The organism is Vibrio sp. CB1-5 (assembly GCF_059412285.1).
On record NZ_JBJHPB010000020.1, the window covers coordinates 77,952 to 91,002 of the forward strand.

The 13,051-nt window shown below is 45.2% G+C and carries 10 protein-coding genes; 8 read left to right on the forward strand and 2 right to left on the reverse strand.

Annotation, left to right across the window (positions count from 1 at the left end; genetic code table 11):
* Positions 1–160 precede the first annotated feature (160 nt).
* The gene (locus tag ACJB0T_RS14700; protein ID WP_479290827.1) at positions 161–1,144 is read left to right on the forward strand and encodes a Gfo/Idh/MocA family protein; all 984 of its coding nucleotides are present in this window, start codon (positions 161–163) and stop codon (positions 1,142–1,144) included.
* 89 nt (positions 1,145–1,233) lie between these two features.
* Here the strand turns inward: ACJB0T_RS14700 and ACJB0T_RS14705 are convergent, their stop codons facing one another.
* Both ACJB0T_RS14705 and ACJB0T_RS14710 read right to left on the reverse strand, forming a co-directional pair.
* Positions 1,234–2,460, reverse strand: a complete 1,227-nt coding sequence (locus ACJB0T_RS14705; RefSeq protein ID WP_479290826.1) for an MFS transporter — start codon at positions 2,458–2,460, stop codon at positions 1,234–1,236.
* A 187-nt stretch (positions 2,461–2,647) separates the two neighbouring features.
* Entirely contained in the window at positions 2,648–4,264 is a 1,617-nt protein-coding gene (locus ACJB0T_RS14710) for a long-chain-fatty-acid--CoA ligase (protein ID WP_479290825.1), read from the reverse strand.
* A gap of 381 nt (positions 4,265–4,645) precedes the next feature.
* On the opposite strand from ACJB0T_RS14710, the gene ACJB0T_RS14715 reads away from it, so the two are divergent.
* The 7 genes from ACJB0T_RS14715 to ACJB0T_RS14745 all read left to right on the forward strand — a co-directional run bounded on the left by ACJB0T_RS14715 (position 4,646) and on the right by ACJB0T_RS14745 (position 12,919).
* The gene (locus tag ACJB0T_RS14715) at positions 4,646–5,500 is read left to right on the forward strand and encodes a helix-turn-helix transcriptional regulator (RefSeq protein WP_479290824.1); all 855 of its coding nucleotides are present in this window, start codon (positions 4,646–4,648) and stop codon (positions 5,498–5,500) included.
* A gap of 648 nt (positions 5,501–6,148) precedes the next feature.
* Positions 6,149–7,780 carry an ABC transporter substrate-binding protein gene (locus tag ACJB0T_RS14720; protein ID WP_479290823.1) on the forward strand — a complete coding sequence of 544 codons (1,632 nt, stop codon included), beginning with the start codon at positions 6,149–6,151 and terminating at the stop codon, positions 7,778–7,780.
* A 99-nt stretch (positions 7,781–7,879) separates the two neighbouring features.
* Positions 7,880–8,800 (forward strand): oligopeptide ABC transporter permease OppB, encoded by a 921-nt coding sequence (oppB, locus tag ACJB0T_RS14725; protein WP_042478541.1) that lies wholly within the window; start codon positions 7,880–7,882, stop codon positions 8,798–8,800.
* 15 nt (positions 8,801–8,815) lie between these two features.
* Complete coding sequence (gene oppC / locus ACJB0T_RS14730; protein ID WP_112462208.1) at positions 8,816–9,718, forward strand: oligopeptide ABC transporter permease OppC; 903 nt, start codon at positions 8,816–8,818, stop codon at positions 9,716–9,718.
* Between the two features lie 19 nt (positions 9,719–9,737).
* Positions 9,738–10,709: an ABC transporter ATP-binding protein gene (locus ACJB0T_RS14735; protein WP_479290822.1), complete on the forward strand. Its 972-nt coding sequence runs from the start codon at positions 9,738–9,740 to the stop codon at positions 10,707–10,709.
* A gap of 5 nt (positions 10,710–10,714) precedes the next feature.
* Entirely contained in the window at positions 10,715–11,707 is a 993-nt protein-coding gene (oppF, locus tag ACJB0T_RS14740) for a murein tripeptide/oligopeptide ABC transporter ATP binding protein OppF (protein ID WP_479290821.1), read from the forward strand.
* A 261-nt stretch (positions 11,708–11,968) separates the two neighbouring features.
* Positions 11,969–12,919: a glutathione S-transferase family protein gene (locus ACJB0T_RS14745; protein WP_479290820.1), complete on the forward strand. Its 951-nt coding sequence runs from the start codon at positions 11,969–11,971 to the stop codon at positions 12,917–12,919.
* Positions 12,920–13,051 lie beyond the last annotated feature (132 nt).

Below are 13,051 nucleotides of genomic sequence, written 5' to 3' on the forward strand. Positions count from 1 at the left end.
TTTTTTATTTAAGCTTTTTTATTTAAGAAATAGGGTCATCCGTTTCTCAAATTCATACTCGTTTTTCAAATTAATACATAGCGATATTGGCATTGATGATGCCAAAGAGTAACCTTAGCCACAGCTACTTAAGTAGAAATAAAAAGGATAAGGAAACATTATGCTTCAGCTTGCAATTATCGGCACAAACTGGATAAGCGAGAAATTTGCTCACGCGGCACTGCAAACCGAACAGTTTGTGATTCGAGGGGTTTATTCACGTGCGCTTGATAAAGCGCGTGCATTCGGTGAGCCGCTCGGTGCAACTCTATTTATTGACTCACTAGAGGAGCTTGCGGCGGTAAAAGAGATTGATGCGGTCTATATTGCCTCTCCAAATAGCCTTCACTGTGCTCAAGCTATACAAATGATGAAAGCGGGGAAGCATGTCATTTGTGAAAAGCCAATGGCATCGAACTTAACCCAGGTTGAATCGATGCTTGAAGTCGCTAAAGCCAATAACGTGGTGTTGATGGAAGCGTTCAAAACGGCTTATCTACCTAACTTTATTGAGGCTAAAAAAGCGCTAGCAAACTTAGGGAAACTGCATAAGGCACACTTAACTTACTGCCAGTACTCATCCCGTTATCAAAAGTACTTGGATGGTGAAAACCCGAATACCTTTAACCCTGAGTTTTCCAATGGCTCAATCATGGATATTGGTTTCTACTCCGTAGCGGCTGCAGTGGAATTGTTTGGTGTGCCGACTCAAATTCAAGCAAGTGCTCATCTGTTGGAGTCAGGGGTTGATGCCCATGGTAGTGTATTGCTTCGTTACCCTGAGTTCGATGTGACTTTAAGCCATTCGAAAGTGAGTAATAGCTACTCAACGAGTGAGATTCAAGGGGAAGAGGGAAGTCTGATACTTCCTGACTTTTCTGAGTGTATGGGTTTTGACTTGTATGCTCGAAGTGGTGAACGTACTCACTTTGAAACTGAGCAAGTTGAGAACAGCATGGTGTATGAAGCGAAGGCCTTTGCATCGATGATTTGGAAAGGAAAAATGGATGAGTACGCGATTCAGCGTTCGCTGACAATTGCCCATATCATAACCGAAGTTCGCCGTCAGACTGGCGTTGTATTTCCAGCAGATGTTAACTCTTAATAGATAATTTTAAGTTAAACACGATAAAAGCGTCGGACAGTTGGCAGCGACTCCGACGCTTTACCTAGCCATGTATGTTAATTTATGATTTAAGCTTTTTGCTGGCCTGAGTTAGGTTCGCGAACCACCCCTCGGTCTATCAGCTTAGATTTGCCAAGACCAATAAATACCATTACGGTTGCCACGGCGATGCAGATAGCACCAACACTGACCTGTCCTTGGAAATCGCCCGTTGCCGTTGCTGCCTGTGCGACGATTGGACCTGCCGCGAGACCCACTGTACCGATCTCTGGGCCATATGAGCTGAAGTAACCTGACTTATCTGTGGTAGCAAGTGCTGTGTAGTAGCGAGCGTACATCATGTTCCACAGCATAATGTAAAATGCAGAGAAGCCTAGGAATGATGTGGTGTCGCTGGTGCTTGCCATACCAAAACAGACCGCCGCGTTAATCACACTAAGAGAAACAATGATGGTTGTATGGCTGTATTTCTTGTCAACAACCGCAGTTAGAATGCCACCGATGACGGCCATCACTGAACCTACCGCTAACACCAAACCGACATCTTCAGTCGACGCTTGCATGTCTGCACCAATAATCTCGATATAAGGGTAAATAATGCCAAGGCTTAAGCTGTAGACCAAGAATGCGCCACCGACCCAAATCATAGGGACAACGTATTTCTTCTTGTCTACGTTATCTCCGTGTACAGAAGAGAGCTCCTTGTCCTTTTCAACGCGGCCATTGTCAGGGTAAAACCAGAAAGCGACCAAACATAACGCAGAGGCAAACATAAAGAATTGGTAGAGCGCGTTTAGACCGAATTCTGCCATCAACTCTGGGATTAAAATGAACCAGGTGATTAGCCATACATTCAGGGCGGCAATCATGTAACCAAAGTTACGACCAGGATGCTTGGTCACACTCATCCCGACCAGACCCAAAGAGTAACCGATACCTTGGCCACTGCCTGCGATCAGGCGGCTAGCAATAAAGCTATCAAAGTCTTGCGCAGTCATACTCATGTAGTTACCGGCAATCAGTGCTAAAGCAGCAATGTAACCAATATAACGCCAGTTAACACGGCGAATAAGTAGTAATGAGAAGAGAAGTGAAGAGAGAGCGGTGGCAAGAAGTTCGTACATTGCGATGCTTTCAATTTGAGCATCATCGAGTGCCATAGCTTCTGCAGCGCCACCAAGCATAAAGGGTAAAAAGTTAAACGCGTTAGGTGCAAACATCACCAGCATCATAGCTGCGATGATAAGTGCTTTTGAATCGATCGTCCGTTTTGGACTAATTAAAGTGTTTAGCATATGAAATCCTATCCATCCCTGAACAGTTTGTTATTGATATGTTAATAGTGAGCGTTAATTAGCCATTGATGTAGTACCCAATTGGGTTACATTAGTGTTAATGGATGTAACTATTATGTTTCATGTTAAATTCAGGTCTTTGTGATGACACAAAGACCTGATAGGAGTAGGAGGGAGGAGGTGAGGGCTAACCTAGAATATAGTCAGCGAATTTGCTGCGCAGATCTTTCTTACTCAGTTTACCCGTCGCGGTATGGGGGAGCTCCTTGATAAACTCAACCGCATCAGGGATGCAAAACTTAGCTACTTTACCTTCAAAATGGTCTAGCAGCGTTTGGGCAGAGATTTCAACATCGTGGGTAACGGCGATGAGTAGCGGTCTTTCTCCCCATTTTTTATGAGGAACGCCGATGACCGCGGCTTCTTTAATGTCAGGGTGGCCGACAGCTATGTTTTCAAGCTCAATCGAGCTTATCCATTCACCGCCGGACTTAATCACATCCTTAGAACGGTCTGTGATCAACATATAGCCGTGAGGATCCACGCTGGCGACATCACCGGTATCAAAATAGCCATTGTCGTCAACGGACTCGCCTTGCTTATAGTAACCAGAAGCAATCCAAGGCCCCCTTACTTTGACAGCACCAAATTGATGGCCGTCCCATTCCACTTCTTGACCCTGCCAATCTTCGATCCGCATATCGACACCAAATACAATGCGCCCTTGCTTGAGCTTATAGCTCATCTGCTCTTTTTCTGACTGCTGCTTGAGGTGTGGTTTCTGTTTATTGAATGTGCCGAGTGGACTCATCTCGGTCATCCCCCAAGCGTGCTGAACCGAAACATTGAACAGCTCATCAAATTCATTGATCAGTAGCTCTGGACATGCCGAGCCACCAACAACAATACGATCCAGAGTTGGCACTTGAATGTCATTGTTTTTTAAGTGCTCCAGTAGCATTAGCCACACGACAGGGACCCCAGCGGTCATCGTGACGCCTTCGCTATTGATGAGATCGCTCAACACTTCGCCATCGGCCATCTTCGGTCCCGGCATCACGAGCTTGGTACCCGTCATCGGTGCACTGTAAGCAAGACCCCATCCGTTTACATGGAACATGGGCACAATTGGCATGACGGTTTCGTCCATAGAAAGTGAAAAGGCATCCGGTAGTGCGCTACCCAATGAGTGGAGCACAGTAGAGCGATGTGAATACAATACGCCTTTCGGGTGTCCAGTTGTACCTGAGGTATAACATAGTGAGCTCGCATCATCTTCAGCCAGCTCAGGCCAGTTGAACTCATCACTTTGATCACTAATCAAGGATTCATAATCGGTGAGGTTGGCAATATCGACATCGGGGAGGTGTGCTTTATCGCAGAGGGCGACATAGTGACTCACTGTTGGGAACTTGTGTTGCAGCTTTTCAATGAGCGGCGCAAAAATAGGGTCAAAGAACACTATGGTATCTTCGGCGTGATTGACGATGTACTCGATTTGCTCCGGAAATAAGCGCGGGTTAACGGTGTGTAGCACGCCGCCCGAACAAGAGATAGCGTAGTAGAGCTCAAGATGTCGATAGTCATTCCAGGCAAACGTAGCGATACGCTGTCCTTTTTCTAGGCCAAGTGACTGCAGCGCATTAGCAAGCTGGCGAGTTCTTTTAAATGCGTCGTTAAGGGTGTATTTGTGGCGAGGATTGTCATAAGTCACTGAGACAACTTCAGTATCACCGTTCACTTTATCCGCATGACGCATGATTTCAGTAATGGTGAGAGGGACATTCATCATTTGACCTTTCATTATGCAACTCCGTTTGTTATTGAAATGTGAGTAGTATGTAATCACATTGTCTTTGGGTATGTACCCCAATAGAGTTACGAGTTGTGCTGTGAAGTCACATAAGTGTCAGGTCCTGTAATAGAAACTTTGATACAGCTCGTCAAAAGCGAGGTAATTTACTTTTTATCATTAAATATATTTGTCACGATGAAAGATATAATTTAATCATCGATGCGCTTTAATTGTAAAAGCGACCATTGCGGAATTGCCTCTCATTGTACAAACGAATAGTTCTAACGGTGAAAACCGCGAAGAGCGGGACGTTGGGTCGGTACTGAGTTGAGCAAGCATCGAGAATCATGGTAATTGAATAGGCATGTAAAGCTAAGATAAGGAGTGTCTATGTCTCAATCTACGACAATGACAGAACAAGCAGCTGCATGGAATGAGTTCAACCGACACTATCCACGCTTAATTGCCGCTATTGGCGATGTCACATTTCTACAGCGACTGTCTGAGTTTACAACTGCGATTGTCGGTTATGACAGTTTAGTCGTGATGAGCTTTGATGGAGAAAACGCACCTGTTGTGCTTTACAACGATACAAGTTTTTTCGAAGATCAATCTATCGACAAAGAGTTTATGGCCGCTTTGGTGCTGGATCCGTTCTATCAGTTGATCCGCCGCGGGGTAAAAGAAGGGGTCTATCGTCTCAATGATATTGCTCCAGATGAATTTTATAGTAGCGATTACTACCACCAAATCTATAAACAAACAGGTTTGCAAAAAGAAGTGGGAGTGATTGCCAGCTGTGGTGATGATTTGCGTTTAGTACTTTCACTTGGTCTGCGCAATAAGGCCGGCGTAGATGTCGATGAAGTGGAAGTCGTGAATACTTTTTATGAGCTGATCATTGTCGCGATTTGCAAGCACTTTCAAGTAGGGCATCCAGAACAACGTACTATAGGTCATCAGTTGAATGATATTTTCAGTAACTTTGGCAAAGATTTCCTTAGTGAACGTGAATGTCAGGTGACCCAATTAGTACTGCAAGGTTACTCTACTAAGGCGATTGCACCTTTGCTGGAGGTCTCGACAGAAACTGTGAAGGTATATCGCAAGCGAATCCACAATAAGTTAAAAATATCTTCCCAATCAGAGCTGTTTTCTCTGTTCTTAGAAGCGGCGTCGACCGTGCCTGCGGACAGCAATATTGACCCGCTAACCCTGTATTTTGGGGGTAAAAGCGTGCACTGATCACCTTTTATCCCCTATTAGGGTTATTGGGTGGAATGTTAAAAATATTTAACATAGTAACGGTTGGAACCAGTAAGCGCGATACGTAGCGTCTGCTAGTGACACATCTCCTTATCTGAGCGTACGCTTGAGCCGCGTAGCGCCGTCAGTTTACCCGACCTCTTGGTAGTCAGAGGTCGGGTTTTTTTTGTGATCTTAATCCGAGGTTGTGTGGAAGTGGCCCAAATGAATGTGATTGCAATCACATTTGGTTTTTTTGGGGTGTTTGATAATTCTGAGTGATAGGTAAAATGAAAACGAATTGTTAAATAGTGTGGTGTTCCTTTGGTCAAACATGCTGTTTAGTGGTTAAAAATTAGAATTATCGAGATTTATCGCTATTGTTAAATTTCTCACCAGTGATATCAATTAGAAACTCCGCAATTTGCGGAGTTTTTATCTATTATTTATCTCTCTTAGGAGAATTATGCCACTTTTGCTACAAAAATATGGCAAATTGCTTTGAAGATTGGTAATGTGAACCGCAATCTTCGTAAGGATTTAGAGTTTTATGCTCAAATGTTGAGCTAAATAGTTCTAAAATGCTGGCCGTTCTAGCAATTCTTCGAAGAAGTCATGGATGCAAAAATAAAACTTGGAGTTAAATACATGTACAAGAATAAGATCACGCAAGCCCTTCTTCTAGGTGCTGGCATGGCAGTGGCTGCCACTTCTTTTTCTACTCTTGCCGCAGATGTTCCAGCTGGCACGCAACTAGCAGAGAAACAAGAGCTTGTTCGTGGTAACGGTACCGAGGTAGCAACACTCGATCCGCACAAATCTCAAGGTGTTCCTGAGTCTCACGTAATTCGTGACCTTCTAGAAGGCCTAGTAAACCAAGATGCAAACGGCAAGACCATCCCCGGTGTTGCGACTTCTTGGGAAACCGAAGACAACCAAACCTTTACTTTCCACCTACGCAAAGACGCAAAATGGTCTAACGGCGATCCTGTGACTGCAAACGACTTCGTTTACAGCTTCCAGCGCGCGGTTGATCCAGCGACAGCTTCTCCATACGCTTGGTACATGGAATACACCAAGATGGCGAACGCAAAAGACATCGTTGCCGGTAAAAAAGACAAGAGCGAGCTAGGTGTTAAAGCGGTTGACGACTACACATTAGAAGTAACGCTAGACACTGCCGTTCCTTACTTCGTAATGATGATGGGCCACACAACAGTGAAGCCTGTTCACAAAGCGACAGTTGAGAAGTTTGGTGATCAGTGGACTAAACCAGAAAACTTCGTAGGTAACGGTGCATTCGTTCCTAACAAATGGGTAGTGAACGAGCGTCTAGAGCTAGTTCGTAACGCAAAATACTGGGATAACGACTCAACAGTTCTTAACAAGGTAACTTTCCTACCTATCGAGAACCAAGTTGCCGAAATGAACCGTTTCCTTTCTGGCGAGCTAGATTTCACGTACGAAGTTCCTAACGAGCACTTCCGTCGTCTACAGAAAGATTACGCTGAAGATGTAAACATCAAGGGTAACCTGTGTACGTACTACTACCAGTTCAACGCACAGAAAGCACCTTTCAACGATGTTCGCGTTCGTAAAGCAATGTCTTACGCAATGGACCGCGATATCGTAACGAAAGCGATTCTAGGTCAAGGCCAGAAGCCAGCTTACTTCCTAACTCCAGAGATCACTGCAGGCTTCGACCCTGTGACTCCAGAGTACGGTCAACTATCTCAAAAAGAGCGTATTGCTGAAGCGAAACGTCTTCTTGAAGAAGCAGGTTACACGAAGAGCAACCCTCTAGAATTCGACCTACTTTACAACACATCTGAAAACCACAAGAAGATTGCTGTAGCAATCGCGTCTATGTGGAAGAAAGAGCTAGGCATCAATGCGAAGCTTGAAAACCAGGAGTGGAAATCTTACCTAGACAGCAAAGACAGCGGCGACTTTGACGTTGCACGTGCTGGCTGGTGTGGTGACTACAACGAAGCGTCTTCATTCCTAACATTGATGGTAAGTCAGAACACGACTGCGGGTCAGCACTACAAGAGCGCTGAGTACGACAACGTTATCGATAAAGCATTGCACTCTACTTCAGAAGAAGAGCGTACAGCACTTTACATCGAAGCTGAGAAAATCCTAGCGAAAGATATGCCAATCGCGCCTATCTATCAGTACGTTACAACACGTCTTGTATCTCCACAGCTTGGTGGTTACCCAGAAGGTAACGCAGAAGATAAGATCTACTCAAAAGATCTCTACATCAAAGCTAAGTAATTCTATATAAAAAAAATAACGAACTAAGACACTGTGTGTGCATTTAGCACACGCAGCGTCTTCTTATTATTAATTGTCACAGACTGGATGGATGAGTTTATGATTAAATTCATACTTAAACGGATATTTGAAGCAATACCGACGCTGTTGGTATTGATTACTGTCTCATTTTTCTTGATGCGTTTCGCACCAGGTAACCCTTTTTCAAGTGAGCGCCCACTTCCGCCGGAAGTTATGGCGAACATCGAAGCAAAATATGGCTTAGATAAGCCAGTGTTTGAGCAGTACACCACGTACCTCACAAACATCATTCAAGGCGACTTCGGGCCTTCATTTAAATATCAAGATTACACGGTAAACGAGCTTATTTCTGTAGCATTACCGGTATCAGCTAAAGTCGGTCTCATCGCCTTTATCTTTACCGTCATTATGGGTGTCACGGTCGGTACGATTGCCGCCTTACGGCAGAATACATGGCTCGACTACACGATAATGTCGACCGCCATGCTCGGGGTCGTGATGCCCTCGTTTGTATTGGCACCAGCTCTAATTTATCTATTCTCTTTGCACTGGAATCTTTTCCCTGCTGGTGGTTGGCATGACGGCGGCTTCCAATACATCGTATTGCCAGTGATCGCTATGTCATTGCTGTATGTCGCAACATTTGCGCGTATCACTCGCGGTAGCATGATTGAGACATTGAACAGTAACTTTATCCGTACTGCTCGAGCGAAAGGCTTGAGCTACAGATACATTGTTCTTAAACACGCGTTGAAGCCTGCGTTGCTGCCGGTTGTTTCATACATGGGGCCAGCGTTCGTTGGTATCATTACTGGTTCGGTGGTTGTTGAAACTATCTTCGGTCTACCGGGTATCGGTAAGCTGTTCGTGAATGCGGCATTTAACCGTGACTATTCGTTAGTAATGGGTGTGACCATTCTTATTGGTTTCCTATTCATTCTATTTAACGCCATCGTAGATATTCTACTTGCGATGATCGACCCGAAAATTCGTTACTAAGGGAGAGTGGTAATGATGCTAACGAAAAAAGAAAACTTAGAAGCGGTAGAGAAGTTTTCAGAGAACCTAGAAATTGAAGGTCGTAGTTTGTGGCAAGATGCGCGTATCCGCTTTATGCGCAACAAAGCTGCGATGGTCAGTTTGTTTATCCTATTTGTTATGACGATGGCGGTTATCTTTCTGCCAATGATTGCACCTTATGCATACGATGATACGGATTGGTATGCAATGCATGCTGCGCCAAGTGCTGAGCACTGGTTTGGTACTGATAGTTTAGGTCGCGACTTGTATGTTCGTACCCTTATCGGTGGTCGAATCTCGCTGATGGTTGGTGTACTTGGTGCCTTTGTTGCAGTACTGATTGGTACGCTTTACGGCGCTGCATCTGGCTTTATCGGTGGTAAAGTTGACCGCATTATGATGCGTATCCTAGAGATTCTGTACGCAGTACCATTCATGTTCCTAGTAATCGTACTAGTGACCTTCTTTGGTCGTAACATTGTACTTATCTTTGTCGCTATCGGTGCGATTGCATGGCTGGACATGGCGCGTATTGTACGTGGTCAAACACTTAGCTTACGTAGCAAAGAGTTTATCGAAGCCGCACACGTATCGGGTGTAAGCACATGGCGTATTATTACTCGCCATATCGTACCTAACGTACTCGGTATCGTAGCGGTTTACTCAACGCTTCTTATTCCAAGTATGATCCTAACGGAATCATTCTTGTCATTCCTTGGTCTTGGTGTTCAAGAGCCAATGACGAGCTGGGGCGCGCTTCTTCAAGAGGGCTCGCAAACTATGGAAGTGGCTATTTGGCAGCTAACTTACCCGGCAATCTTCATGGTGGTAACACTATTCTGCTTTAACTATGTGGGCGACGGTCTTCGTGACGCGTTGGATCCAAAAGACAGATAATAACGATTAAGGAAGTACTATGAGCTTATTAGATGTAAAAGATCTGCGTGTCGAATTTAAAACGCAGGACGGTATTGTAACCGCAGTTAACGACCTAAATTTCTCACTGAGCCAAGGCGAAACGCTTGGTATCGTAGGTGAGTCTGGTTCAGGCAAATCTCAGACTGTATTCTCAATCATGGGTTTGCTTGCGAAAAACGGTATTGTATCGGGCAGCGCTCAGTTTGAAGGTCGCGAGATTCTGAATCTACCTGAGAAAGAGCTAAACAAAGTTCGTGCTGAGCAGATTGCGATGATCTTTCAGGATCCAATGACCTCCCTTAACCCTTACATGAAGGTGAGTGATCAGTTGATGGAAGTACTGATGCTGCACAAAGGTATGGGGAAAGCGGAAGCGTTCGAAGAATCTGTTCGCATGCTAGAGGCGGTTAAGATCCCTGAGGCACGTAAGCGTATTACCATGTATCCGCACGAGTTTTCGGGCGGCATGCGTCAGCGTGTAATGATTGCGATGGCACTGCTTTGTCGTCCAAAACTTTTGATTGCCGATGAGCCTACAACGGCACTCGACGTAACTGTTCAGGCGCAGATCATGGATCTTCTGAACGAGCTGAAAACCGAGTTCAATACAGCAATCATTATGATTACCCACGATTTGGGCGTGGTAGCTGGTTCTTGTGACAAAGTACTGGTTATGTACGCTGGTCGTACGATGGAATACGGTACCGTTGACGAGATCTTCTACAACCCTAGTCACCCATATGCCGAGGGCCTGCTAAAGGCAATCCCTCGTTTGGACACCGAAGGTGAAATCTTGCCTACGATTCCAGGCAATCCACCTAACTTGCTACGTCTACCACCGGGCTGTCCTTACCAAGAGCGTTGCCACCGCGCAACACCTCAGTGCAGCGTGGAAGCACCAAAGCTAGAGAACTTTGGTCAAGGTCGTCAACGTGCGTGTTTTTCTGATTGGGAGGCTTGGGCCAAATGAATGCAATGACAAATAACAAAGAACTTCTTTTAGACGTTAAAAACCTTAAGGTTCACTTTAGCATTGCTTCTAAGTCCGCATGGCCTTGGAGCAAGCCTTCTAACCTAAAAGCTGTCGATGGCGTTAACGTCCGTCTATATGAAGGCGAGACACTGGGCGTTGTAGGTGAGTCAGGTTGTGGTAAATCAACGTTTGCTCGTGCCATCATTGGTCTTGTAGAAGCGACAGACGGTGAAGTGATGTGGCTTGGTCAAGATCTGACTAAGATGCAAGCGGTTCAGCGTCGTAATACGCGTAAAGAAATCCAAATGATTTTCCAGGATCCTTTGGCATCGCTTAACCCGCGTATGACAGTGGGTGACATCATCGCTGAGCCTCTAGAGACCTTCTATCCAGAGTTTTCTAAGGCTGAAGTAAAAGAGCGCGTTCGAGAAATGATGACGAAGGTAGGCCTACTACCAAACGTTATCAACCGTTACCCTCACGAATTCTCGGGTGGCCAGTGTCAGCGTATCGGTATCGCACGTGCACTTATCTTAAAGCCTAAGATGATCATCTGTGATGAACCAGTATCGGCACTTGATGTATCGATTCAGGCTCAGGTAGTTAACCTTCTTAAGGAACTACAAAAAGAGTTAGGTTTGAGCTTGGTATTCATTGCCCACGACTTGTCGGTAGTGAAACACATCTCTGATCGCGTATTGGTTATGTACCTGGGCAACGCGGTTGAACTTGGTGAAGCTGAAGCACTGTTTGCGGATCCCAAGCACCCGTACACTAGAGCTTTGATGTCGGCGGTACCTATCCCAGATCCAAAGTTGGAGCGTGCTAAAACAATTCAAATGCTGGAAGGCGATCTACCGTCTCCAATCAACCCTCCATCTGGTTGCGTATTCCGTACTCGCTGTCCACAAGCGACAGAGCAGTGCGCTAAACAAAAACCAACAATACAGGGAACGGACGTACACGCAGTGTCGTGCCTAAACGTTAGCGTTTAGAGTATCCCAGTAATGTATATAGCAAGGAAAAGCCTTAGCCATTTGTGTGTGAGTGGTTAGGGCGGCTATTTTCAGCCTGTGACGGGCCTAAGCGCGACGAGATTTTTGGTCGCGCTTTTTTTGTATCTGAAATCCGTAACCCATCGTCTATATCACTAGTTATTCAAAGAATTTGAACGACATAGTTAAACCCTTCCTATCAAGTTCCCCCTGGGTTCGCTCTATACTTTGAATCATCAAATGATAAAGAGGAATAGAGTCATGGGGAAATTAGTAGAAGGTGTTTGGCATGATGTTTGGTATGACACCAAAACCTCTGGTGGTAAATTTGTCCGTGAAGACGCCGGTTTTCGCAACTGGATTGAAAACCGAGCGGATGCCGAGTTTCAACCGGAATCTGGTCGCTATCATCTTTATGTGTCGCTAGCTTGTCCTTGGGCACATCGTACTCTTATCTTCCGCTCACTTAAGGGGCTCGAGTCGCACATTGATGTCACTGTGGTTTGCCCAGACATGCTATCAGAAGGCTGGGTGTTTGGTCTTCCAGAGCCATTGTTTGGCTTAACCAAGATGCATCAGGTGTACACCCAAGCGAAACCTGACTATACCGGTAGAGTGACTGTGCCTGTACTATGGGATAAGAAAACCAACACCATAGTAAGCAACGAATCTTCTGAAATTATTCGTATGTTCAACTCCGCATTCAACGAATTAAGCGGAAATCATGACGACTACTATCCAGAATCACTCCGTGCTGGCATTGATAACTGGAATGACTTTGTTTACCCAAATATCAACAATGGCGTGTATCGCTGCGGTTTTGCCACCACGCAAGACGCTTACGAAGAGGCATTTCATAACTTGTTTGATGCCCTAGATAAGATCGATGAGCACCTAGCAACTTCGCGCTATCTTGTTGGCGATACATTAACCGAAGCTGATTGGCGCTTGTTTACTACCTTAGTTCGCTTTGACGCTGTATATGTCGGCCACTTCAAATGCAATAAAAAACGCATTGCAGATTACCCGAACCTTCAAGGTTACCTAAAAGAGTTGTATCAAGTTGAAGGGGTGAGTGCGACTACCGATATGTATCATATTAAGCGTCACTACTACTTTAGCCATACGGGTATCAATCCAACGCAAGTGGTGCCGCTTGGGCCTGAATTGGATCTTGATTCGCCACATGGACGTGAATCCATTGGTGGATAGGGCAGTGGTTGGAATATTTGAAATATTCGGACAGCAGAAACGAAAAAACCGACTCAAGCGAGTCGGTTTTTCATTTGTATGGTGGGGGGGGACGGATTCGAACCATCGAAGGCAGTGCCGGCAGATTTACAG